Source organism: Haliea atlantica, assembly GCF_054779855.1.
The window spans coordinates 115,229-137,552 of sequence record NZ_BAAGXL010000005.1; the positions used below are offsets into that span (position 1 = coordinate 115,229).

Sequence of the window (22,324 nt, forward strand, 5' to 3'; positions counted from 1 at the left end):
GTAGAGAATGAAGACTTACCTGCCTGTTGCGCTGGCGGTTGCCAGCGCCCATGCCTGGGCGCAAGCGCCCCACACCGTTGAACACGTGCTGGTCACCGCACCCCTGCAGAAGCAGGAGGCGGAAACGGCCCTGCCGGTAACCGCCCTGGATCGCGATGCCCTGGCGCGCATCGCCGGCGCCACCATCGGCGACACCCTGGGCGACATGCCCGGGATCGCCAATGCCTCCTTTGGTCCCGGTGTCGGGCAGCCGGTGATTCGCGGGCAGCAGGGCCCGCGGGTGAGTGTCCTGCAGAACGGCACCAGCAGCGCCGATGCCGCGAATGTCAGCGCCGACCACGCCGTGTCTGTCGAGGCACTGCTGGCCGACTCGGTGGAGGTGCTGCGCGGTCCCTCCACGCTGCTCTATGGTGCCGGCGCCATTGGCGGCGTGGTGAATGTGATCGACAATCGCATCCCGCGCCGGCCCATCGAGGGCGTGGAGGGTGGCCTCGAGCTGCGCCACGACGGCGCCTCGGACATGGACACCAGTCTGTTGCGCCTGGATGGCGGCAACGGCACCTTTGCCTGGCACGTGGACGCCCTCTACCGGGACTGGAATGACCTGGATATCCCGGGAAGCGCAGGGCGTGACGGGGAGGCTCACGAAGATCACGAGCACGAGGGTCACGACGAGGGTCACGGGGACGACGAGCATGCCGATGCGGAAACCACCGAGGGCTATATTGGCAACACCGCCGGACTCACCCGCCAGCTCACCACCGGCGGCAGCTACCATTTCACCGGTGGCTTCGTCGGCCTGGCGGTGAGCCGGCTGGAAAACACCTATGGCATTCCCTCTGGAGCCCACGCCGGTCACGACCACGGTGATCACGAGGAGGAGGCGCATGGTGAAGATGAAGTCGCTCACCATGAGCATGGCGAAGCGGCGCATGATGAGCACACGGTTGAGACCGATGATCACGGCGACATCCTGCTGGATGTCGAGCAGACCCGCTATGACCTCGCCATGGAGCTGGAAAACCCCTTGCCGGGTTTTGCCCTCGCACGCTCCAGGTTGACCTACACCGACTACGAACATGCCGAGATCGAGGGCAGCGGGGAAATTGGCACCCTCTACAGTAACGAGACCTGGGAAGGGCGCCTGGAAATGGTGCACAACCCGTTGGGGGAGCTGCACGGCGCGCTGGGTCTGCAGGCCCGTCACGGTACCTTCAGTGCCCTGGGCGAGGAGGCCTTCATTCCCCGCACCCGCAGCCGCGACATCGGTATCTTCCTGGTCGAGGACTACCACTGGGACAACTGGACCCTGGAGGGTGGCTTGCGACTCGATCGCGACCGCCGGGACCCGGATGCCGCAAGGGCCGGCGAGGAGAGCTTCACCTCTGTAAGCGCCTCTGTCTCCGCACTCTGGAACCAGACCGAATCCCTGCAATGGCGGCTCTCCCTGGCACGCTCCGAGCGGGCGCCCTCGATTGAGGAGCTGTTCTCCAATGTGGACAACGCCGGGCCGGATACCTGGGTCGAGCACGCCGCGACCGCGGCCATCGAACTGGGTGATCCCGATCTGGGCACCGAGGTATCCCGGAACGTGGACCTTGCCCTGCACTGGCACGGCGACACCAGCGAGGTCGAAGTGACGGTGTTCCACAATGACTTTGCCGACTACATCACGCTGGTGAATACCGGTGCCGAGGTGGGCGAGATACCGGTGCTGGCCTATCACCAGGAGGGGGCGCGGTTCCACGGCGTGGAAGTCAGTGGCAGCCTGGAACTCGGGAGCCTGGCGGGCGGCGTGGTTCGCGCGGGCCTGAGTGGCGATATCATCCGCGGCGAGCTGGATAGTGGCGAGGACATTCCCCGCCTGCCTCCGCGTCGCATCGGTGGCCAGTTGAGCTGGAGCGGTGAGCGCCTGGAGCTGTGGACCCGCGTGCTCGATGCGGCGGCGCAGAAACGCAGTGGGCTGAATGAGTCGGATACCGCCGGCTACACCCGCTGGGATCTCGGTCTGGACTATCGGCTGCCACTGGGCGGTCGCGAGCTGGTGCTTTTCGTCGCCGGTCACAACCTGGGCGACGAGGAGATCCGCCTGAGCACCTCCTTCCTGCGCGATGTGGCGCCGGAGGCGGGCCGTTCCGTGGAGGCGGGCCTGCGCCTGCACTTCTGAGGGATCGGGGCGCAAGCCGGGCAGCCCGGTGAAACTTGGCTGTCCGGCTGGTAAAGTGTGCGGGTCTTTTTCTGCCACAGGCAAGTCCATGGCCCAGCGCATCATCGTCGGCATCAGTGGTGCCTCCGGCATCGTCTATGGCGTGCGGGCACTCGAGTTGCTGCGCGACAGCGGGGTGGAGACCCACCTGGTGATGACCCGCTCCGCGGAACTCACCCTGCACTACGAGCTCGATCTGACCACAGCGGACATCCACGCCCTGGCCTCGGTGGTGCACCCGGTGAAACACGTCGGGGCCAGCATTGCCAGCGGCTCTTTTCTGACCGCCGGTATGCTGATTGCCCCCTGTTCGGTGCGCAGCATGGGGGAGATCGCCACGGGTGTGACCTCCACGCTACTGACCCGCGCGGCGGACGTGGTGCTCAAGGAGCGCCGGCGCCTGGTGCTGATGGTTCGTGAAACCCCCCTGCATGTCGGGCACCTCCGCACCATGACGCAGCTCTCCGAAATGGGCGCGGTCATTGCGCCCCCGGTGCCCGCCTTCTATGCCCGTCCCGCCAGCCTCGATGACATGGTGACCCAGACCGTGGGGCGCGCCCTGGATCTTTTCGATATCGATAGCGGTCGCGTCGAGCGCTGGCAGGATCAGTGACTCAGGCGGCAACGAGTTCCCGCGGTTACCGCGCCCGGGCAGCGGTGCTGTTTGGCGTCGTGCTTATCGACCTGATCGGTTTCGGCATCGTGATTCCCATCCTGCCCTTCCTGTCGCCGCAACTGGGCGCCGGCAAGCTGGATATCGCCCTGATCATCATCACCTACGCGGTCTTCTCCGGCGTGTCGGGGCCCTACTGGGGGCGCCTGTCGGACCGCCTCGGGCGCAAGCCGGTGATCATGATCTGCCTGGCGGGCGGGGCACTGGCCTACGTTGCACTCGCCCTCGCCAGCGAGCTGTGGATGGTCTATGCCGCGCGTGCCTTTGCCGGGCTGATGGCCGGCAACCTGGGGGTGGCATCGGCCATGATGGCGGATCTGACCCCCGGCGAGCGCCGCGCCCGGGGCATGGGACAGATTGGCGCAGCCTTTGGGCTGGGACTGGTGCTGGGACCTCTGCTGGGTGGCCTGCTGGCCGGCGGTGACGACAGTTTCACGCTGCCCTGCCTGTTTGCGGGGGGCATGTCACTGCTGGCCATCCTGGCCGCCGGCCTGTTTCTCGAGGAATCCGTGGGCGCCGAGCATCGCGCGGCCAGCCGGGCGGCCCACCGTCGCGGTGTCCGTCACTCGTTGCTGAAAATGCTGCGGGAGACCGGCAACCGTTTGCTGGTCTTCCAGTTTCTGCTGCACGCCGCCGCCGTCAGCTCACTGACCTACCTGGTGCCCTTGTGGCTGGGTGACATGCTGGGCTGGGGCGCCCGGGAAGTGGGCATCGTGTTTGGTGTCCAGGGAGCGATCATGGTGCTGCTGCAGGGGGGGCTGCTGGGCCTGCTGGTGCGTGTGGTGGGGGAGTGGCGGTTGCTGCGAGCCTGCATCAGCCTGCTGCTTTGCGGGTTGCTGCTGGCCTTGTTCGCCGGCGGCAAGCTGTCAATGCTGGCGGCGATCTACCTGGCCCTGTCCGGCTCCACGCTGTGCATGCCCTTGCTTAACAGCATCACCAGCCAGCGCACGCCCCAGGCACTGCGTGGGCGGATGCTGGGGACGACGGCATCGGCGGCTTCCTGGGGGCGGGTGGTGGGGCCGCTGATGACCGGTGCCAACCTGAGCCTCTTCGGTTACCAGGCCGCCTGGCTGGGGATCGTGCTGATTGTCGCGATCTACTTGTCCTGGGCGCTGGGGGCGCCGCCGACGCCGGCAACATCGCCGGCGCGCTGAGACGAACCGGGCTTTACCCATAACGATAAGTGACAATACAAGGAGATCTGTCATGTCCACGCAAGTGTTTGATCTGAGCGGCCGCCTGGCCCTGGTAAGCGGTGCCAGCCGGGGTATCGGCGAGTCCATCGCCCGCCTGCTGGCGGAGCAGGGTGCCCGGGTGATTGTCTCCAGCCGCAAGCTGGAGGACTGCGAGGCGGTGGCCGCCAGTATTCGCGAGGGAGGTGGCGAGGCCGAGGCCATGGCCTGCAATGTCGGTCGCCTGGAGGATATCGCGGCACTTTTTGCCGCGGTGCGCGAACGTCACGGCCGACTGGATATCCTGGTCAACAACGGCGCCGCCAACCCCTATTTCGGCCACATCCTCGACACTGACCTTGGAGCTTTCCAGAAAACCGTCGACGTGAATATCCGCGGTTACTTCTTCATGTCGGTGGAGGCGGGCAAGCTGATGCGCGAGCAGGGCAGCGGGGTGATCGTCAATACCGCCTCCATCAATGCCCTGCAGCCGGGCCCGATGCAGGGCATCTACAGCATTACCAAGGCGGCGGTGGTCAACATGACCAAGGCCTTCGCCCGGGAGTGCGCGCCCCTGGGGATCCGCTGCAACGCCCTGATCCCCGGCCTGACCCGCACCAAGTTTGCCGGTGCACTGTTCGAGAACGACGACATCTACGCCATGGCCATGGACAAGATTCCCATGAAGCGCCACGCGGAGCCGGAGGAAATGGCCGGGGCCGTCCTCTACCTGGTCTCCGATGCCGCCAGCTATACCACGGGTGAATGCATTGTCGTGGACGGCGGCTTCACGATCTAGCGCTGCCGCAGGGACGCGTCGGCAGGCCGCGGGATATCAGGGTCGCCAGGCACAGCAGGGCAGCGGAGACCCACAGGCAGGCCTGCAGCCCTGCGCTGCCCTGGCCCGCCCACTGGAACAGCCAGCCCGAGAGCAGGGTGCCCAGCAGTCGTCCCAGGGCGTTGGACATGTAGTAGAAGCCGACATCCAGTGATACCCCGTCGCGGTCGGCGTAGCTGACGATCAGGTAGCTGTGCAGGGAGGCGTTGACCGCGAACACAGCGCCGAACAGCAGCAGACCGCCGACCAGCGCGGTCGCCGGGTCCATGCCCCACCACAATCCCAGGGCAATGGCCCCGGGCAGCAGGGTGAGCAGCGCCGCCCAGCGCGTCGCGGCGCGCCCGTCGGGCACGCCTCTGCCGGCACTGCCGGTGATGCGCGGCGCCAGGGCCTGCACCAGCCCGTAGCCGATCACCCACAGGGCCAGAAAACCCCCGGTTTGACTGTGGTTCCAGCCCAGGGACTGGGACAGGAAGACCGGCAGGGCCACCACGAACCAGACGTCCCGGGCGCCGAACAGGCACAGCCGCGCCGCCGAGAGCACGTTGATGGCAGGGCTCTTGGACAGCAGGTCGCGGAACCTGGGTTTCTGTTTCGCGCGCCCCAGTTCCTGTTTCAGCAGTAGCAGACTGAGCAGCCAGACCAGGCTCAGGGCCACCGCCATGGCGGCCACAGCGCCGGCAAAGCCGAGGGTCATCAGCAGCACGCCGCCGAGGAAAAAGCCCGCCCCCTTGAGGGCATTCTTGGAGCCGGTGAGCAGGGCCACCCACTTGTACAGCGTGCCCTGGGCGTCCTTTGGCACATGTAATTTGATGGCGCTCTTGGCGCTCATCTTGTTGAGGTCCTTGGCGATACCCGACAGCGCCTGGGCGGCCATTACCCAGGGCACGGTAAGCCAGGCGGCCGGCACCAGTAGCATCGCCAGCGCCAGCACCTGCAGGATCAGGCCCACCTGCATGGTGCGGTTGAGGCCGACGTGCGCTCCCAGCCAGCCCCCCAGCAGGTTGGTGACCACCCCGAAGATCTCGTAGAACAGGAACAGCAGGGCAATTTCCAGCGGTGAGTAGCCCAGACCGTGGAAGTGCAGCACCACCAGCATGCGCAGGGCGCCGTCGGTGAGGGTAAAGGCCCAGTAGTTGCCGGTGACCACCAGGTACTGGCGCAGCTCCGGGGCGAGGCGGGCCAGCATCTCAGCCGCGCCCCACCTTGAGGGCCAGCTCCGCGCTGCGGTTGGCGTAGCCCCACTCGTTGTCGTACCAGGCGTAGATCTTCACCTGGGTGCCGTTGACCACCAGGGTGGACAGGGCATCGATGACGCTGGAGCGCGGGTCACTGCGGTAGTCGATCGACACCAGCGGCAGCTCCTCGTAACCGAGAATGCCCTGCAACTCACCGTCGGCAGCGGCCTTCAGCAGGGCGTTGACTTCCTCGGCAGTGGTTTCCCGTGCCACCTCGAACACGCAATCGGTAATCGAGGCATTGGCCAGCGGTACCCGAATGGCGTGACCGTTCAGCTTTCCCCGCAGCTCCGGGAAGATCTGGGTGATGGCGGTGGCGGAGCCGGTAGTGGTGGGAATCAGGCTCATGCCGCAGGCTCGCGCCCGGCGCAGGTCCTTGTGGGGCGCATCGAGAATGGTCTGGGTGTTGGTCAGGTCGTGGATGGTGGTGATCGAGCCGTGGCGGATGCCGAGTGCCTCGTGGACCACCTTGACCACCGGCGCCAGGCAGTTGGTGGTGCAGGAGGCCGCGGTCACGATGCGATGCCGAGCCGGGTCGTAGTGGTGGTCGTTGACCCCCATCACCACGTTGAGCACCCCCTCCTCCTTGACCGGCGCGGTGACCACCACCCGCTGCACGCCCTGGTCCAGGTAGGCCTGCAGCAGAGCTTTGGTCTTCATCTTGCCCGAGGCCTCAACGACAAGGTCGCAGGCGCTCCAGTCGGTGTCCGCGATCGCCCGGTTGTGGCTCACCGCGATGCGCGCGCCATTGATGCGCATGCTGTTGCCCTCGGCGACCGCCTCGTGCTGCCAGCGACCGTGCACCGAGTCAAAGTTGAGCAGATGCGCCAGAGTGGCGGCGTCACCGGCGGGATCGTTGACTTGCAGGACCTCTACATCACGGTGTTCAAACAGCACCCGCAGGGTCAGGCGCCCCATGCGGCCAAAGCCATTGATGCCGATTTTCAGAGCCATTGCCGATACTCCTTTGCAACAGAAAAGCATTCACGCAGCACGCTAACAGAAGGATCGCGCACGCAATCGAGGCAGCAGAAGAACGTCCTCTACCGCCGGGATCAGCTCTGCCCTGCCTGCGATGCCGGAAACCAGTGCCGCGTGCGGTTGGCTATCGCCACCAGGGACAGCATCACCGGCACCTCCACCAGCACCCCGACCACGGTGGCCAGGGCCGCGCCGGAGTGCAGGCCGAACAGGGAAATGGCCACCGCCACCGCCAGCTCGAAGAAATTCGAGGTACCAATCAGGCAGGCCGGCGCCGCCACGTTGTGGGGCAGGCGCAAGCAGTACGCCGCCGCATAGGCGATGATGAAAATGCCGTAGCTCTGCACCAGCAGTGGTATTGCAATCAGCCCGATGGTCTGGGGCTGGGCAATGATGGTCTGCGCCTGAAAGCCGAACAGCAGGGCGACAGTCGCCAGCAGGCCGAGAATCGACCAGGGCTTGAGGGTGTGGAGGAAGCTCTGCAAGCGCTCGCCGTCACCCTGGCGCTCCAGCCGATGCCGGGTCCAGGCGCCAGCGACCAGGGGCAGCACCACGTACAGCAACACCGACAGCAGCAGGGTTTCCCAGGGTACGTGGATATCGCTGACCCCGAGCAGAAAGGCGGCAATCGGTGCAAAGGCAAACACCATGATCACGTCGTTTACCGACACCTGCACCAGGGTGTAGTTGGGGTCGCCTTTGGTCAGATGGCTCCACACGAACACCATCGCCGTGCAGGGCGCGACACCGAGCAGAATCATCCCGGCGATGTACTCTCCCGCGCTTTGCGGGTCCACCCAGTCCGCGAACAGCACCCGGAAAAACAGCCAGCCGAGGGCCGCCATGGTAAAGGGCTTGATCAGCCAGTTGACCACCAGGGTCAGCAGCAGCCCCCTGGGGCGTTTGCCGACATCCTTGATGGCGGCAAAATCGATCTGCACCATCATCGGGTAGATCATGACCCAGATGAAGACCGCCACCACCAGGTTGACGTGCGCGAACTCCAGGCCGGCGACTGCCGCAAACAGCCCGGGCACCAGGTTGCCCAGGCCTACGCCGCCGAGAATGCACAGCGCGACCCAAAGGCTCATGTAACGTTCGAAAATTCCCATACCTTGCGGCCCCTCAGATGGCGCGCTGATTGACCCGGGCCGAAAGCTGTTCGGCACTTTCCACCCGCTCGGAATAGCGGTCCGTCAGGTATTCGCTGCAGCCGCGGGTCAGCAGGGTAAACTTCGTCAGCTCCTCCATCACGTCGACGATGCGATTGTAGTAGGGCGAGGGTCTCATGCGGTCGTTGTCGTCAAACTCCAGGAAAGCCTTGGCCACCGAGGACTGGTTGGGGATGGTGATCATGCGCATCCAGCGACCGAGGACCCGGAGCTGGTTCACCGCATTGAAGCTCTGGGATCCACCGCTGACCTGCATCACCGCCAGGGTCTTGCCCTGGGTGGGACGCACCGCGCCCAGGCTGAGGGGAATCCAGTCAATTTGCGCCTTCATGACCCCGGTCATGGCGCCGTGGCGCTCGGGGGAACACCACACCATGCCTTCGCACCACTGCACCAGCTCCCGCAGCTCCTGCACCTTCGGGTGATCCGCCTCCACTTCGTCCGGCAGGGGCAGGCCCGCGGGGTTGAAGGTGCGGGTTTCCGCACCCATGGCCTGCAGCAGCCGCGCCGCCTCCTCCGTCACCAGGCGGCTGAAGGAACGCTTGCGCAGGGATCCGTAGAGCAGAAGGATGCGCGGCGGATGCTCGGGGCCAGGTTGAAGCAGCGATTGGCTGCAGGGATGCCTGAACTGTTTGCGATCGAGGTTGGGTAATTCCGGGGTCATGGCCTATGTCTCGGCTGTTTCATCGCATAGCCGGCCGCCGTCCCGAGGACGATCGGTCATGCCCTGCAGTCGCGCCAGGGGCGCCTGTAACAGTGATGTGCTGTTCTCCCGGGTCAGGCCCAGCACCTCGCGCATCCAGTCGGGCAGGTGGGGGTGCAGGCGGTAATAGACCCACTGCCCCTGGCGTCGATCCGCCAGCACACCGCTTTTGCGCAACTGCGCCAGGTGACGGGAAACATGCGGTTGCGGCAGCTCCAGGGCGGCCATCAGCTCGCAGACGCACAGCTCGCCTTCCCCGTCGATCAGCAGCAGGCTAAGGAGGCGTGTCTGGTCGGCCAGTGCCTTGTAGAAGGTCAGCGGCTGCAGAGCCTTGAGGGTGGTGCCGACCTGCTTGCTGTTGACCAGCACAAAAAGGCGCAGCCGTTCGCTGATTTCCTGCAGGGTATGCTTGAACGCTCTGAGGTCGAGGCTGACCCGGGGGTCGGGGAAGTCCCAGGCCATGACCACGCCACTCTCTGGCCAGTGGCGGCAATCGCGATGCGCCTTGTCGCAGAGGCTGATGACGTAGTCGAAGTGCTGTTTGGCCAGGCCCTCGAGCGATTTTGAATGCAGACCCTGTGTGTCCACGCCGAAATCCTGCAGTGCCTGCAGGGTGCGAGGATCTATCTCCTCGGGGTCGGTGCCGGCGCTGCAGACGTCAAAGCGGTCGCCGGCAATATGGCGAAGCATGGCCTCGGCCATCTGCGAGCGGGCAGAGTTGCCGCGGCAGAGAAACAGCACGCGTTTTTTCATGGGGCCTCCATATTCCGAAGGCACCATATATGATTTTACTTATATGATCAATATCGTATGCGGCTGCATCTTGGGCCAGGGAATCAGCCCGCGCGCAGGTAACTGAAGCCTCCCTCCTTGATATAGAGCTCGCAATAGTCATTGCTGGTCGGCTCCAGGGATCCGCCGGCGGGAATCCGCAGCCAGGTGTGCAGGCCGTAGCTTCCCCGGGCATCGCTGAAGCTCCCCTTGAGGACCAGCAGCTCGGCGCCCTGGGGGAAATTGATGCGGCCCAGCTCGGCGGGGGTATCCCAGGCCTCCAGGCGCATGAAGTCGGTGTAGGGCTCCTGGGCGTAGAGTTTTTTCCAGCTTACGCTTTTCTTCACCGAGGGTTGCCAGGGGCGCGCCCGGGTGTCGACGGCCACATGTTCGCGGTCGGCACCGGGAAACTGGCGCAGCTTGACGAACAGCAGGCAGCCGTCTCGAGAAAAAGGCTGGTGCGTGAAGCCCTCGGGGTTGAGCAGGTAACTGCCGGCGGGCCAGTCGCCGTGCTCGTCGGAAAAGACCCCCTCGAGGACCAGGATTTCCTCGCCCTGGGGGTGGTCGTGCGCGGGGAAGTTTGCACCCGGTTCGTAGCGCACCAGGGAGGTGACCTGGCCGGACTCCTGGGCCCCCACCCGGTGGAAGCGCTTGCGCAGGACGTGCCTGCCCGGGCTGGGTGTCCAGCTCAGGTGCTCCGGGCGCATGACGATGCGCTGGCTCAGATCCCCGTTCAGGGGCGTGTTGCTGTCACTCATGGCGAATGCCTGTCGGCTGGAAAGTCAGTGGGCAGCCATGGTAATCCCAAGCTGCCTCTGTTGTCAGGATGCAGGCCTGGGGTATGCTCTGGTGATGCGCAAGAAGATTCTGGTTACCCATACGCTGCCCGGCGAGCGTATCCACGCCCTCTCCGAGCTGGCCGACGTAAATGTCTGGCTTGGCCCTGGCCTGATGCCCGCCGATTCACTGCGCGAGGAGCTGGCGGGCTGCCACGGACTGGTGTGCCTCCTTACCGACCAGGTTTCCCGCGAGTTGATCGAAGCCAGCCCCGACCTGACCTTCGTGTCCAGCATGTCGGTGGGGGTGGATCATGTCGATGTGAGTGCCCTCAATGCCCGCGGGATCCCGTTGGGACATACCCCGGGGGTGCTGGTGGAGACTACCGCGGATACGGCCTTTGCCCTGCTGCTGGCGGCGGCGCGCCGCATCAGCGAGGCAGACTGCTTTGTGCGCCAGGGCGCGTGGCGGCGGGAGAATCGCTGGTCACCCGACTTCTTCACCGGCAAGGATGTCAGCGGCGCCACCCTGGGTGTCCTCGGCCTGGGGGCGATTGGGCAGGCGGTGGCGCGCCGGGCGGCTGCCTTCGGCATGCGCGTGCTGGCCTGGAACCGCAGCCCGCGGGAGGTGCCCGGGGTGACCGCCGTCAGCCTGGAGGAACTGCTGGCCGAGTCGGATTTCCTCAGTGTGCATCTGGCCCTGACTGACGAGACACGCGGTCTGCTCGGCGCCGGGCGTATCGCGGCCATGAAGCCCGGTGCCGTGCTGGTCAATACGGCGCGGGGTGGCATTGTCGATGAGCATGCCCTGGCCGAAGCCCTGGGCCAGGGTCAGCTGTATGCCGCCGGCATCGACGTCTTCGAGGAAGAGCCGGTGCCTGCGGATAACCCCCTGCTCGCACTCCCTAACGTGGTGCTGGCGCCACATATAGGCAGTGCGACCGCGGCCACCCGCGCACGGATGGCGGACATGGCGGCAAACAATGCCATCGCCGCCTTGAACGGCGAAGCCATGCCCCATTGCTTCAACCCCGAGGTCTATCGCGACAGGGGCTGAGGGGCGGGCTACTGCTATTTGCGTACCGAGCTGCGGTAGGCGCGCGGCGACATCCCCACGGTGCGCCGGAACAGGCGCGAAAAGTACAGCGGGTCGCTGTAACCCGCGGCGGCCGCAATCGCCTTGACCGGCAGGTCCGAGCTGTCCAGCAACTGACAGGCGTATTCCATCTTCATGTGCAGGAAATGCTGGATGGGCGAGTAACCCGTGAGCGCCTTGTAGCGGCTGGCAAAGTGGTACTTGGACAAATGCGCCACGGCCGCCAGTTGCTCCAGCTCCAGGCTGGCATGGATGTTGTCCCGCATGGTCGCCTGAATCGCTTCCAGGTCCAGGCCGCTGGCGTGAGTAGCCCGCTGCCGGTTGGCTTCCAGGGCAAACTGGGTGAACAGGTGCCGGCAGTGGTTGGCCGCGTTGATGAAGGCCTTGCTGCTGTAACCCGTGCGACTCACCGCCAGTAGACTGTGAAAGGCTGCGCTCAGGCCGGGAGCGAGGCCCACGGGGATAACCAGGCGGTTGTCCCGATAGCCCAGGTACTCCATGAAAACCCGCGAACTGACGCCCTGGAAGTGCACCCAGTAGAGCGTCCAGGGTTGCGCGCTGTCCGCCGCATAGCTGTGGGGCAGGCCCTGGGGCAACAGCAGCAGGTCCCCTGGGCCGACCGACAGTCGCTGATCGGCGGCGCGCAGGCGGCCGTGACCCTCGACACAGTAGATCAGCAGGTTGTCGTCGTGGCGCCTGCGCCGCATGCGGTGCCCCCGTGCCGCCGGATAGTAGCCCATGGCGGTGGGGTAGCAGTCCCGGGTGAGGGGGTGCCGGTGCAGTTGCTCGAGCATGAACACCGGCGTCAGGAAGCGCACCCCCTGCTCGGGAAGTGACCATTGTGAGGGACTACTCATGGCCTGGAGTCCTGTTGCGGGGTGTTTATGGTTTTCATGGCAGCAATATAGTCCATATTGATCGCAATTTCGTCCCTTTGACCCGCTCCTGTGCCCGGGTAGTCTGCCCTGCCATTATAAAAATCCCGTCTATAGTCTGTTGTGGGCGGGATCCCGACCCGCAAGTAGCACGACAGGAGTGTGAATCATGGCCAAGGTGCAGGAAACTCAGGAAAACAACGAAGTCCAGCAGGAAATCGCCGAGATGATGGCGCGCGCCCGGGCGGCGCAGGCTGCGATAGAGCACTATACCCAGGAACAGGTCGACGAGCTCATCACCGCCATGGTCTGGTCCGTGGCCCGGGAAGACGTCTCGGAGAAAATTGCCCAGTTCGCGGTGGAGGAAACCCAGCTCGGCAACTACGACGGCAAATTCCTCAAGATCCACCGCAAGACGCGGGCGACCCTGCTGGACATCATCGATGACAAGTCGGTGGGTGTGATCGAGGAAGACCCGGTGCGCAACATCATCAAGATCGCCAAGCCGGTGGGCGTGATTGGCGCACTGTCGCCCTCGACTAATCCGGAGGCGACGCCGGTGATCAAGGCCATCTCCGCGGTCAAGGGACGCAATGCCATCATCATCGCGCCGCACCCGCGTGCCAAGCTGACCAACAAGATGATCTGCGACTACATGCGCGAAGCGATTGTCGCCATGGGCGCCCCGGCGGACCTGGTGCAGAGCATCGACGTTCCCTCCCTGGACAAGACCAACGAGTTGATGCGTCAGTGCGACCGCATTCTCGCCACCGGTGGCGAGGCCATGGTGAGTGCGGCCTATTCCTCCGGCACCCCGGCTCTCGGCGTGGGTGTGGGCAATGCCGTGATCACCGTCGACGACACCGCCGACCTGGATGAGGCGGCGGAGAAGATCCGCATTTCCAAGACCCTGGACCTGGCGGCCTCCTGCTCCTCCGACAACTCGGTGCTGGTATTCGAGTCCATCTACGACGAGTTTGTCGAGAAGCTCAAGCACGAGGGCGGCTACATCATCGAGGGTGATGACAAGCAGAAGCTGCAGGACGTGATCTGGGTGGACGGGCACCTGAATGCCCAGATCGTCGCCCAGCGCGCGACCACGATTGCCGGCCGCGCGGGAATCGATCTGCCCGAGGGCAAGCAGTTCTTCATCGTGCCCGAGGTGGGTGCCGGGCCGGATTACCCCTTTTCCGGCGAGAAACTGACCGTGACCATGGCCCTCTACAAGATCAAGGACATCGACGAGGCGATCGCGCTGACCAACCGTATCCAGGCCTACCAGGGGCAGGGGCACAGCTGCGGGATCTACTCGAAGAACGACGACAACATTCTCAAGCTGGCCCTGGGCACCAAGACCTCGCGGGTGATGGTGAACCAGCCCCAGGCGGCCTCCAACAGCGGCAACCTGTGGAACGGCATGCGACAGACCTTTTCCCTGGGCTGTGGCTCCTGGGGCGGCAACAGCATCAACCACAACATCACCTGGCGCGACCTGATCAACGAGACCTGGGTGTCCAAGCCGCTGGCCAAGACCAAGGAGATCCCCAGTGACGAGGTTCTCTTCGGCAAAGTCATGAACCGCTTCTAGGAGGTCGGAGCATGGATTTTTCGGTTTCCGAAGAACAGCAGGCCTTCGTCGACAGCGCGCGGGCCTTCTCGGAAAAGCAGCTGGCGCCGAACGCGGCGCGCTGGGATGCCGAGGCGATCTTTCCCAAGGAGGCCTTCGCCGCCGCCGGCGAGCTGGGCTTCATGGGCATGTACACCCCGGAAACGGCCGGCGGCCTGGGCATGAGTCGCCTCGACGCCAGCCTGATTGTGGAGGAGCTGGCCCGGGGGTGTACCACCACCGCGGCCTTCATGACCATTCACAACATGGCCACCAGCATGATCGGCAAGTACGGCAGTGAAGCGCTGATCGAGCAGTGGTGCCCGGACCTGGTGATGGGCAGCAAGTTGGCCTCCTATTGCCTAACCGAACCGGGCGCCGGCTCCGATGCCGCGTCGCTGCGTACCAGCGCCAAGCGCGATGGTGAAGACTATCTGGTCAACGGCAGCAAGGTGTTCATCTCCGGCGCCGGCGAGACCGATGTGCTGGTGGTCATGTTGCGCACCGGTGCCGAGGGCCCCAAGGGGGTAACGGCAATGGCCATCCCCGCCGATGCCGAGGGTGTCAGCTACGGCAAGAAGGAAGAAAAGATGGGCTGGAATGCCCAGCCCACGCGCATGGTCAGCTTCGACAATGTGCGCGTGCCGGTGGCCAATCGCCTGGGCGAGGAAGGGCAGGGCTTTGCCATTGCCATGGAGGGCCTCGACGGCGGTCGCATCAATATCGCCACCTGCAGTATCGGTACCGCGCAGCAGGCCCTGCAGGAAGCCGCGGACTACGTCCAGGAGCGGCGCCAGTTCAACAGCGCCATCGCCGACTTCCAGGCGACCCAGTTCAAGCTGGCCGACATGCTCACCGAGCTGGTGGCTGCGCGGCAGATGGTGCGCCTGGCGGCTTTCAAGCTCGATAGCGCCGACCCGCAGGCGACGACCTACTGCGCCATGGCCAAGCGTTTCGCCACCGATGTGGGCTTTCAGGTATGCAACGATGCGCTGCAACTGCTCGGCGGCTACGGCTACATTCGCGAATACCCCATGGAACGGCACATGCGCGACACCCGCGTACACCAGATCCTGGAAGGAACCAATGAAATCATGCGCGTCATCGTGGCGCGACGACTGCTGATGGAAGGCGCCCTGGAGGTTATAAAATGAGCCTGAGCACGAGTGACAAGATCAAGGTTGAACTGCGCGGACACACCGCGCTGGTGACTATCGACAACCCCGCCGCCAATACCTGGGACGTGGAGAGCCTGCCGGCCCTGCGCGACCTGGTGGGCAAGCTGAATGAAAACCCCGAGGTCTATGCCCTGGTGTTGACCGGTGCCGGCGAGAAATTCTTCTCCGCGGGCGCCGACCTCAAGCTGTTTGCCGACGGCGACCCGAAAACCGCTGACGAGATGGCGCGCTATTTTGGTGAGGCCTTTGAAACCCTCGCGGATTTTCGCGGTGTCTCCATCGCCGCGGTGAATGGTTTTGCCATGGGCGGCGGTCTGGAAGTCGCCCTGGCCTGTGATATCCGCATTGCCGAGGAGCAGGCGCAGATGGCCCTGCCGGAAGCCAAAGTCGGTCTGCTGCCCTGCGCGGGTGGCACCCAGCGCCTGTCCTGGCTGGTGGGCGAGGGCTGGGCCAAGCGCATGATCCTCTGTGGCGAGCGCATCAATGCCGCCACCGCCGAGCGCATTGGCCTGGTCGAGGAAGTGGTCGGCAAGGGCGAGGCCCTGGACAAGGCCCTGGCCCTGGCCGAGCAGGTGGGCGAGCAGAGCCCGTCCTCCATTGGCCGCTGCAAGCGCCTGATTCATTCCGCCCGGGACAAGGCCATTGCCGATGGTCTGCAGGGAGAGCGTGAGCTGTTCGTGGAGCTGTTCTCCACCGAGGACCAGCGCGAAGGCGTGAATGCCTTCCTGGAAAAGCGCAAACCCGAGTGGAAGAATCGCTGAGCACGCAACGCCAGTAGAGGAGAGTTTGATGTCAGACGACGCGATAGTTTTCGCAGAATTGCCGGCCAAAACCGGCAAGGTTGGCCGGGTTACCCTGAACGTGCCTGGCACCCTGAATTCCCTGACCCTGGATATGGTCGACCTGCTGCAGAACCAGCTGGATCGCTGGGCAGAGGACGATGCGGTGGCCGCTGTCTTTATCGAGGGCAGCGGCGAAAAGGCCTTCTGCGCCGGTGGCGACGTGCAGGCGCTATACCGCTCGGCCATCGCCACCCCGGGCGGGCCCTGCGAATACGCGGAGGCCTTTTTTACCCGGGAATACCGCATGAACTACACCCTGCATACCTACCCCAAGCCGATCGTGTGCTGGGGCAACGGTATTGTGATGGGGGGTGGCCTGGGGGTCATGGCCGGCTGTAGTCACCGGGTGGTGACGGAATCCACGCGCATTGCCATGCCGGAAATCACCATTGCCCTGTTCCCGGACGTCGGCGGCAGCTGGTTCCTCAACCACATGCCGGGCCGCTCGGGGGAGTTCCTCGCACTGACCGGGGCTTCGATCAATGCCGCGGACGCCCTTTACACCGGCCTTGCCGACCGCTTTATCGCCAGCGAGCACCGGGATGCGGTGCTGAAGGGGCTGCAGGCCCAGCAGTGGCTGGCGGATGACGCACTCGCCAATCACGGCCTGGTGCGCCATGTCCTGCGTCCCTTCGCCGAGCAGAGCCTGTCTTCGCTTCCGGGCGGGCAGGTGGAGCCGCACATGGGGCGCATCGGTTCACTCTGCGACGGCGACAGTGTCCACGAGATCATCGACAACATTCTCGCCCAGCACACGGATGACCCCTGGCTGGCCAAGGCGAGGGACAGCCTGGCCCACGGTTCCAAGCTGGCTGCCCTGTGGATTCATCGCCAGTTGCGGGAAACCCGGCACAGTTCCCTGCGCGAGGTCTTCCAGGCGGAAATCCTGCTGGCGACCAACGTGGTGCGGCACCCCGAGTTTGCCGAGGGCGTGCGAGCCCTGCTGATCGACAAGGACCGCAAGCCCGCCTGGCAGTTCCAGCGCTCCCGCGATGTGCCGCAGGATTTGCTGGACGCCTTCTTCACGCCGCCCTGGCCGGAAAATCCCCTGGCGGACCTGTAAACAACGAGGTAATAACATGGCAAAAGCAGGATTTATCGGGCTCGGCAATATGGGCGGCCCGATGGCAATCAATCTGATCAAGGCCGGTCACCAGGTTGCCGTCTTCGATCTCTCTGAAGCGGCATGTAAGCAGTTGTCAGAGGCCGGTGCGACGGTGGCGGAAAGCGCCGCCGCGGCCAGTGAAGGTGCCGACTACGTGATTTCGATGCTGCCTGCGGGCAAGCACGTTGCCGGCACCTACCTGGGTGACGACGGCCTGCTGGCGAAACTGGACGCCAGCACCACCGTGATCGACTGCAGTACCATCGATGCGGAAACCAGCCGCAAGGTGGGCGAGGCCGCCGCGGACCGGGGCATCGGCTTCATGGATTGCCCGGTGTCCGGTGGGGTGGCCGCGGCGGCGGCCGGAACGCTGGCTTTCATGTGTGGCGGCGACGCGGCCAGTTTCGAGAAAGCCCGGGTGATTCTGGCCGACATGGGCAAGAACATTTTCCACGCCGGCCCCGCCGGCGCCGGCCAGGTGGCCAAGGCCTGCAACAACATGCTGCTGGCGATCCACATGATCGGTACCTGTGAGGCGCTGGAAATGGGCGCCCGCAATGGCCTGGACCCGAAGGTGCTCTCGGATATCATGCTCGCCAGTTCCGGGCGCAACTGGTCCCTGGAGGTCTACAACCCCTGGCCCGGCGTGATGGAAAATGCCCCCGCCAGCAAGGGCTACCAGCCCGGCTTCATGGTCGACCTGATGGTCAAGGACCTCGGGTTGGCGATGGAAGTGGCTGAAGGCAGTGGCGTGGACAACGCCATGGGCCAGCTGGCGCGCAGGCTCTACGAGGGGCACCAGGGCGGTGGCAATGGCCAGCGCGACTTCTCCTCCATCCTGGAGCGCCTCAAGGCCTCCTGAATCCAAGGTCCGGCCTTGTGCCCCGAGTTGGCCCGGGTCGGATCGCGCGGCGCGGCGGATCAGTCGCCCTGCGCGAGGGGCCACTCCGCCAGCGGCTGGTAGTGCACGCCTTGCCGACCCGCTACCGACTCGTAGAGCGTGAAACGGTGCCAGCCCAGCCGGAAATCGGCAGCTTCGGTGGGTGCGGGGGGCGGTATCTCGCAGCGGCGGAACAGGGTCAGGTGTGGCTGGTAGGAGCGCCGTTCCCGCCGCGCTCCGACCGCGAGGGCGCTTTGTTGCAGGCACCGCGCCAGTTGCTCGAGAGCTACCGGGGGATCTGACGGCCCGAGCCAGCAGATTCCCGGTTTCGGCCAGTAGCCGACCCGCGACAGGGTCATGCTGGCCCCGTGCTGCATCTGCCGCTCCAGGCGCTCGTCGACGTCGCGACACAGTCGGTCGAGAGCGGGCTCTGAACACTCGCCGACAAAGGCCAGGGTGATGTGGAAATTCGCCACAGGCACCGGGCGTCCCATCGGCGGGAACTGGCGCTCGCGCCAATCGGCAATCGCCAGCGCCGTGTTCGCGGGAATCTCCAGGCCAAAGAACAGTCGCATCCAGCCCCTCGCTCAGTCCTCGGTCCAGGGCTCGCGCATGGTGACCAGCTCTTCCGCGGCCGTCGGGTGAATGCCGATGGTGCTGTCGAACATCGCCTTGGTGGCACCGGCCCGCATGGCGACGGCAAAGCCCTGGAGGATTTCCCCCGCGTCCGGCCCGACCATGTGCAGCCCCACCACCCGGTCACTGGCCTTGTCGACAATCAGCTTCATCAGGCTCTGTTCGCTGCGCCCGCTGATCGTGTGCTTCATCGGCCGGAAAGTGGATTTGAACAGGCGAATATGGCCGAAGTGCGCCCGGGCCTGTTCCTCGGTGAAGCCCACGGTGCCGATATTGGGCTGGCTGAAGACGGCGGTGGGGATGAAGTCGTAGTCGACCTCCGCCTCCTGACCGCCGAACTCGCGACGGGCGAAGGCCATGCCTTCTGCCAGCGCGACCGGAGTCAGTTCCATGCCACCGGTGACGTCCCCGAGGGCGAAAACCGAGGGCTCACTGGTGCGATAGTGCTGGTCGACCTCGATGGTGCCGAACTCGCTGAGGGCAACGTTGACGTGCTCCAGGCCGAGACCTTCCAGGTTGGGCTTGCGCCCCGTCGCGTAGAGCACTGCGTCCACTTCCAGGGTCGAACCGTCACTGAGTTCCAGCAGCAGGCCACCGCTGCCGTGGCGGATTGCCTCGACATTGGTCTCGAAGCGCAGGTCGACACCGGTCTTGACGATTTCCTGTGCCGCGTGGGCGCGAATGTCGGCGTCGAAACCGCGCAGGAAGAGCGGCCCCCGGTACAGTTGGGTCACCTGGGCACCCAGCCCGTTGAAGATACCGGCGAACTCCACGGCGATATAGCCGCCACCGACGATGGCCAGGCGCTCCGGGAAATAATCGAGGTCGAAAACTTCGTTGGAGGTGATGGCCAGCTCCCGCCCGGGAATGTCGGGTACATGGGGCCAGCCGCCGGTCGCAATCAGAATCCTGTCGGTGCTGTAGCGGGCTTCGCCGACGGCCACGGTGTGGGCGTCGACGATGCGCGCGCGCCCGTCGAAGACATCGGCGCCGGAATTGTCCAGCAGACGCTGATAGATCGCGTTCAGGCGGGAAATCTCCACGCGCTTGTTTTCACGCAGGGTTTCCCAGTCGAAGGGGGGGATCTCGCTGTCCCAGCCAAAACCGCGGGCGTCTTCAAAGGCCTTGCTGTACTCCGAGGCATAGACGTAAAGCTTCTTGGGCACGCAGCCGACGTTCACGCAGGTTCCGCCCATGTAGCGGTCTTCGGCCACGGCGACGCGGGCGCCAAAACCCGCTGCCATACGCGCGGCGCGCACGCCGCCCGAGCCGGCGCCGATTACGAAGAGGTCGTAGTCCCTGTCACTCACTGCTGTCTCCTTTTTTACCGCGGGCTGCGGCGCGGAGGCCCCCTCCGAACCGCGAAAGCCGTGAAATTCCGCTATCATAGCGGGTTTTTGAGCATGAGGCCCTGACATGACCGGATTCGCCCCCCGCCACCTCGCCCGCGCACTGTCCCTGCTGTGTCTGTCGATACCTCTGGCCCAGGCGCAGGACGAGATTGTGCTGCGCGACGGCTCGCGCATATTGGGCACGGTAACCGCCGTTCGCGGCGGCATTGTTACCATCGAAACCGGCTTTGCCGGCACACTGAGCGTGCAGCAGGCCCAGATCGAGAGCCTGTCCGCGGAGGGGCCGGCGGTGCTCAAGCTGGCTGACGACTCGGTGCTGGAGACACCTGCTCTGCAGGTCGAGAACCGGGAGCTGGTGTTGCCGACTGAGGTGGCGAGCAGCCGGACTTATCAGTTGGAGGACTTGTCCCTGGTCAACCCGCAGGCCTGGGAGCTGGGGCAGGGTTACCGCTGGACCGGCCAGGCCAGCTTTGCCCTGGGCATGCAGCGTGGCAACACGGATACCGACGAGCTGGACTACCGCCTCGACAACACCTGGCGCAGCCTGGATGACCGCTATACCCTGCGTATCAATGGCGAGGTCGACGAGGCGAACGGGGTAAAAAACGCCGAGAACTGGTCCGCGCTGGGCAAGTACGATCAGTTCCTCAACGGCAGCCCCTATTACTGGGGTATCAACGCCTCGGCCGAACAGGACAAGTTCGCCGACCTCGACCTGCGCTACTACGTGGGTCCCTACCTGGGCCGGCAGTTTTACGAGGAGCCTGCGCTGACACTGTCCGCGGAGGCGGGCCTGGTCTACGTGGACGAGAATTTTATCCTCGCCGAGGACGAAAGTTACCAGGGCGCGAATTGGTCGCTCCACGCTGACAGCAATATCCTGGGCGGTGACTCTCAACTCTACCTGGACCACACCGGTATCTGGAACCTGGACCAGGCGGATGAGGTGATCCTGGATGTCATCATGGGCCTGTCGTTCCCCATGTTCATGAGTATCGAGGGTGCCGCAGAGGTCCTGCTCGAGTATGACAGCGGCGCGCCCGATGGGGTCGAGGAGCTGGATCAGACCTACCGTTTCCGGGTTGGCTACAGCTGGTAGCTGGATGGCCCTGGCGCGCTCAGCGCGCCCGACGACGCACCGCGGCGGCTAGCTGCTCCAGTAGCGGCAAGGTATCCGCCAGGGAGAGGCAGGCGTCGGTGACGCTCTGACCAAAGGTCAGCGAGTCGGGCGCTGCGAGGGGCTGGTTTCCCCCCACCAGGTGGCTTTCCAGCATCACGCCGCGGATGGCTGCCTGGCCTTGCTCAATCTGGTCGCACAGGTCCGAGACTACCACGGCCTGCCGCGCCGGATCCTTCTCGCTGTTGCCGTGGCTGCAGTCCACGATCAGCGAGGCAGGCAGGTCGTGGGCCGCCAGTGCCTCCGCGGCCTGCTGAACTGCTGCGGCGTGATAGTTGGGGCCGCTGTCGCCCCCGCCCCGCAGGATCAGGTAGCCGTGGGGGTTGCCCGCGGATTGCAGGATGGCCGGCGTGCCCTCCTTGGTCAGGGAGGGGAACCAGTGACCGTGGCTGGCGCTGCGAATGGCGTCGATGGCGACCTGGATGTTGCCGTTGGTACCGTTCTTGAAGCCCACGGGCATCGAGAGCCCCGAGGCCAGCTCCCGGTGAATCTGGCTTTCTACCGTGCGCGCGCCAATGGCGCCGAAGCTGACCAGTTCCGCGTAGTACTGGCCGAAGGTGGTATCCAGGAATTCACTGGCTGCGGGAAGCTCCAGCCCGGCAACATCCAGCAGCACCTTGCGCGCCCTGCGCAGACCCTTGTTGATGTGGAAGCTGCCATCGAGGTCCGGGTCGTTGATCAGACCTTTCCAGCCGACAACGGTGCGCGGCTTTTCGAAATACACACGCAGTACCGGCAGCAGCGCATCACCGAGATCCTGGCAGCCCTCCCTGAAGGCGCGCGCGAATGCGAGCAGAGCCTCGGGATCGTGTACCGAGCAGGGGCCGGCGATGACCAGCAGGCGACGATCCTCGCCGGACAGCACCGCCTCGATGGCCCGGCGCGAGGCGGCAATGAAGTCCGCCGCCTCTTCGGGCAGGGGCAATTCCTCCGCCAGCACCCAGGGTGTGATCAGGGGCTGGGCACGGTGAATGCGAACGTCGTCAGTGCGCGCGCTCATGGCGGGTCTCCTCGGAATAAAGACCGGCATTGTCGCCCCGGTGGCCG

At 65.0% G+C, this 22,324-nt stretch carries 21 protein-coding genes; 11 read left to right on the forward strand and 10 right to left on the reverse strand.

From position 1 onward, the window contains the following. The first annotated feature begins 7 nt into the window (after positions 1–7). The 4 genes from ACYVGS_RS05785 to ACYVGS_RS05800 all read left to right on the forward strand — a co-directional run bounded on the left by ACYVGS_RS05785 (position 8) and on the right by ACYVGS_RS05800 (position 4,850). A complete protein-coding gene (locus ACYVGS_RS05785; RefSeq protein ID WP_460587714.1) occupies positions 8–2,167 on the forward strand; it encodes a TonB-dependent receptor in 2,160 nt (719 codons plus the stop codon). A gap of 88 nt (positions 2,168–2,255) precedes the next feature. Further along, positions 2,256–2,819 carry a UbiX family flavin prenyltransferase gene (locus tag ACYVGS_RS05790; RefSeq protein WP_460587715.1) on the forward strand — a complete coding sequence of 188 codons (564 nt, stop codon included), beginning with the start codon at positions 2,256–2,258 and terminating at the stop codon, positions 2,817–2,819. Continuing rightward, positions 2,816–4,033: an MFS transporter gene (locus ACYVGS_RS05795; RefSeq protein ID WP_460587716.1), complete on the forward strand. Its 1,218-nt coding sequence runs from the start codon at positions 2,816–2,818 to the stop codon at positions 4,031–4,033. The genes ACYVGS_RS05790 and ACYVGS_RS05795 overlap by 4 nt, the downstream gene beginning before the upstream one ends. Positions 4,034–4,085: 52 nt before the next feature. Next, positions 4,086–4,850 (forward strand): SDR family oxidoreductase, encoded by a 765-nt coding sequence (locus ACYVGS_RS05800; protein ID WP_460587717.1) that lies wholly within the window; start codon positions 4,086–4,088, stop codon positions 4,848–4,850. Here ACYVGS_RS05800 and arsJ read toward each other — a convergent pair. From arsJ to ACYVGS_RS05830, 6 genes are all read right to left on the reverse strand, one after another. Continuing rightward, positions 4,840–6,078: an MFS transporter gene (arsJ, locus tag ACYVGS_RS05805; RefSeq protein ID WP_460587718.1), complete on the reverse strand. Its 1,239-nt coding sequence runs from the start codon at positions 6,076–6,078 to the stop codon at positions 4,840–4,842. The genes ACYVGS_RS05800 and arsJ overlap by 11 nt on opposite strands. A 1-nt stretch (position 6,079) precedes the next feature. Beyond that, a complete protein-coding gene (locus ACYVGS_RS05810) occupies positions 6,080–7,081 on the reverse strand; it encodes an aldehyde dehydrogenase (RefSeq protein ID WP_460587719.1) in 1,002 nt (333 codons plus the stop codon). A 101-nt stretch (positions 7,082–7,182) separates the two neighbouring features. Beyond that, positions 7,183–8,220, reverse strand: coding sequence for an arsenic resistance protein (arsB, locus tag ACYVGS_RS05815; RefSeq protein WP_460587720.1), 1,038 nt, complete (start codon positions 8,218–8,220; stop codon positions 7,183–7,185). Between the two features lie 13 nt (positions 8,221–8,233). Continuing rightward, positions 8,234–8,944, reverse strand: coding sequence for an NADPH-dependent FMN reductase family protein (arsH, locus tag ACYVGS_RS05820; RefSeq protein ID WP_460587721.1), 711 nt, complete (start codon positions 8,942–8,944; stop codon positions 8,234–8,236). 3 nt (positions 8,945–8,947) lie between these two features. After that, positions 8,948–9,736, reverse strand: a complete 789-nt coding sequence (locus ACYVGS_RS05825; RefSeq protein WP_460587722.1) for a metalloregulator ArsR/SmtB family transcription factor — start codon at positions 9,734–9,736, stop codon at positions 8,948–8,950. A gap of 83 nt (positions 9,737–9,819) precedes the next feature. Further along, complete coding sequence (locus tag ACYVGS_RS05830; RefSeq protein WP_460587723.1) at positions 9,820–10,512, reverse strand: cupin domain-containing protein; 693 nt, start codon at positions 10,510–10,512, stop codon at positions 9,820–9,822. A gap of 94 nt (positions 10,513–10,606) precedes the next feature. Here ACYVGS_RS05830 and ACYVGS_RS05835 point away from each other — a divergent pair, with 94 nt between their 5' ends. Next, the gene (locus tag ACYVGS_RS05835; RefSeq protein WP_460587724.1) at positions 10,607–11,587 is read left to right on the forward strand and encodes a 2-hydroxyacid dehydrogenase; all 981 of its coding nucleotides are present in this window, start codon (positions 10,607–10,609) and stop codon (positions 11,585–11,587) included. 14 nt (positions 11,588–11,601) lie between these two features. On the opposite strand, the gene ACYVGS_RS05840 is transcribed toward ACYVGS_RS05835, so the two are convergent. Beyond that, a complete protein-coding gene (locus ACYVGS_RS05840) occupies positions 11,602–12,483 on the reverse strand; it encodes an AraC family transcriptional regulator (protein WP_460587725.1) in 882 nt (293 codons plus the stop codon). Positions 12,484–12,670: 187 nt separating this feature from the next. On the opposite strand from ACYVGS_RS05840, the gene ACYVGS_RS05845 reads away from it, so the two are divergent. The 5 genes from ACYVGS_RS05845 to mmsB are packed head-to-tail and all read left to right on the forward strand — an operon-like array spanning position 12,671 to position 18,094. Then, entirely contained in the window at positions 12,671–14,089 is a 1,419-nt protein-coding gene (locus ACYVGS_RS05845; protein WP_460587726.1) for an aldehyde dehydrogenase family protein, read from the forward strand. Between the two features lie 11 nt (positions 14,090–14,100). Then, positions 14,101–15,261, forward strand: a complete 1,161-nt coding sequence (locus ACYVGS_RS05850; protein ID WP_460587727.1) for an acyl-CoA dehydrogenase family protein — start codon at positions 14,101–14,103, stop codon at positions 15,259–15,261. Continuing rightward, positions 15,258–16,046: an enoyl-CoA hydratase gene (locus ACYVGS_RS05855; RefSeq protein ID WP_460587728.1), complete on the forward strand. Its 789-nt coding sequence runs from the start codon at positions 15,258–15,260 to the stop codon at positions 16,044–16,046. Before ACYVGS_RS05850 ends, ACYVGS_RS05855 begins: the two co-directional genes overlap by 4 nt. Before the next feature lie 28 nt (positions 16,047–16,074). Continuing rightward, positions 16,075–17,190 carry an enoyl-CoA hydratase/isomerase family protein gene (locus ACYVGS_RS05860; protein ID WP_460587729.1) on the forward strand — a complete coding sequence of 372 codons (1,116 nt, stop codon included), beginning with the start codon at positions 16,075–16,077 and terminating at the stop codon, positions 17,188–17,190. Positions 17,191–17,206: 16 nt separating this feature from the next. Next, entirely contained in the window at positions 17,207–18,094 is an 888-nt protein-coding gene (gene mmsB / locus ACYVGS_RS05865) for an HIBADH family dehydrogenase (RefSeq protein WP_460587730.1), read from the forward strand. 59 nt (positions 18,095–18,153) lie between these two features. On the opposite strand, the gene thpR is transcribed toward mmsB, so the two are convergent. After that, complete coding sequence (thpR, locus tag ACYVGS_RS05870; protein WP_460587731.1) at positions 18,154–18,687, reverse strand: 2'-5' RNA ligase family protein; 534 nt, start codon at positions 18,685–18,687, stop codon at positions 18,154–18,156. A 12-nt stretch (positions 18,688–18,699) separates the two neighbouring features. After that, positions 18,700–20,058, reverse strand: a complete 1,359-nt coding sequence (gene gorA, locus ACYVGS_RS05875; protein ID WP_460587732.1) for a glutathione-disulfide reductase — start codon at positions 20,056–20,058, stop codon at positions 18,700–18,702. A 106-nt stretch (positions 20,059–20,164) separates the two neighbouring features. On the opposite strand from gorA, the gene ACYVGS_RS05880 reads away from it, so the two are divergent. Beyond that, entirely contained in the window at positions 20,165–21,199 is a 1,035-nt protein-coding gene (locus tag ACYVGS_RS05880) for a DUF481 domain-containing protein (RefSeq protein WP_460587733.1), read from the forward strand. A gap of 19 nt (positions 21,200–21,218) precedes the next feature. Here the strand turns inward: ACYVGS_RS05880 and ACYVGS_RS05885 are convergent, their stop codons facing one another. Next, entirely contained in the window at positions 21,219–22,277 is a 1,059-nt protein-coding gene (locus ACYVGS_RS05885; RefSeq protein WP_460587734.1) for a 3-deoxy-7-phosphoheptulonate synthase, read from the reverse strand. Positions 22,278–22,324 lie beyond the last annotated feature (47 nt).

What these genes read in the sequence shown, in the direction of transcription:
- mmsB (WP_460587730.1), top strand. Translation starts at nt 17,207, where the DNA reads ATGGCAAAAGCAGGATTTATCGGGCTCGGCAATATGGGCGGCCCGATG.
- ACYVGS_RS05850 (WP_460587727.1), top strand. Translation starts at nt 14,101, where the DNA reads ATGGATTTTTCGGTTTCCGAAGAACAGCAGGCCTTCGTCGACAGCGCG.
- ACYVGS_RS05885 (WP_460587734.1), bottom strand. Translation starts at nt 22,277, where the DNA reads ATGAGCGCGCGCACTGACGACGTTCGCATTCACCGTGCCCAGCCCCTG.
- thpR (WP_460587731.1), bottom strand. Translation starts at nt 18,687, where the DNA reads ATGCGACTGTTCTTTGGCCTGGAGATTCCCGCGAACACGGCGCTGGCG.
- ACYVGS_RS05855 (WP_460587728.1), top strand. Translation starts at nt 15,258, where the DNA reads ATGAGCCTGAGCACGAGTGACAAGATCAAGGTTGAACTGCGCGGACAC.
- ACYVGS_RS05845 (WP_460587726.1), top strand. Translation starts at nt 12,671, where the DNA reads ATGGCCAAGGTGCAGGAAACTCAGGAAAACAACGAAGTCCAGCAGGAA.
- ACYVGS_RS05860 (WP_460587729.1), top strand. Translation starts at nt 16,075, where the DNA reads ATGTCAGACGACGCGATAGTTTTCGCAGAATTGCCGGCCAAAACCGGC.
- arsJ (WP_460587718.1), bottom strand. Translation starts at nt 6,078, where the DNA reads ATGCTGGCCCGCCTCGCCCCGGAGCTGCGCCAGTACCTGGTGGTCACC.
- ACYVGS_RS05880 (WP_460587733.1), top strand. Translation starts at nt 20,165, where the DNA reads ATGACCGGATTCGCCCCCCGCCACCTCGCCCGCGCACTGTCCCTGCTG.
- ACYVGS_RS05830 (WP_460587723.1), bottom strand. Translation starts at nt 10,512, where the DNA reads ATGAGTGACAGCAACACGCCCCTGAACGGGGATCTGAGCCAGCGCATC.
- ACYVGS_RS05790 (WP_460587715.1), top strand. Translation starts at nt 2,256, where the DNA reads ATGGCCCAGCGCATCATCGTCGGCATCAGTGGTGCCTCCGGCATCGTC.
- ACYVGS_RS05800 (WP_460587717.1), top strand. Translation starts at nt 4,086, where the DNA reads ATGTCCACGCAAGTGTTTGATCTGAGCGGCCGCCTGGCCCTGGTAAGC.
- ACYVGS_RS05835 (WP_460587724.1), top strand. Translation starts at nt 10,607, where the DNA reads ATGCGCAAGAAGATTCTGGTTACCCATACGCTGCCCGGCGAGCGTATC.
- arsB (WP_460587720.1), bottom strand. Translation starts at nt 8,220, where the DNA reads ATGGGAATTTTCGAACGTTACATGAGCCTTTGGGTCGCGCTGTGCATT.
- ACYVGS_RS05825 (WP_460587722.1), bottom strand. Translation starts at nt 9,736, where the DNA reads ATGAAAAAACGCGTGCTGTTTCTCTGCCGCGGCAACTCTGCCCGCTCG.
- ACYVGS_RS05785 (WP_460587714.1), top strand. Translation starts at nt 8, where the DNA reads ATGAAGACTTACCTGCCTGTTGCGCTGGCGGTTGCCAGCGCCCATGCC.
- arsH (WP_460587721.1), bottom strand. Translation starts at nt 8,944, where the DNA reads ATGACCCCGGAATTACCCAACCTCGATCGCAAACAGTTCAGGCATCCC.
- ACYVGS_RS05810 (WP_460587719.1), bottom strand. Translation starts at nt 7,081, where the DNA reads ATGGCTCTGAAAATCGGCATCAATGGCTTTGGCCGCATGGGGCGCCTG.
- ACYVGS_RS05840 (WP_460587725.1), bottom strand. Translation starts at nt 12,483, where the DNA reads ATGAGTAGTCCCTCACAATGGTCACTTCCCGAGCAGGGGGTGCGCTTC.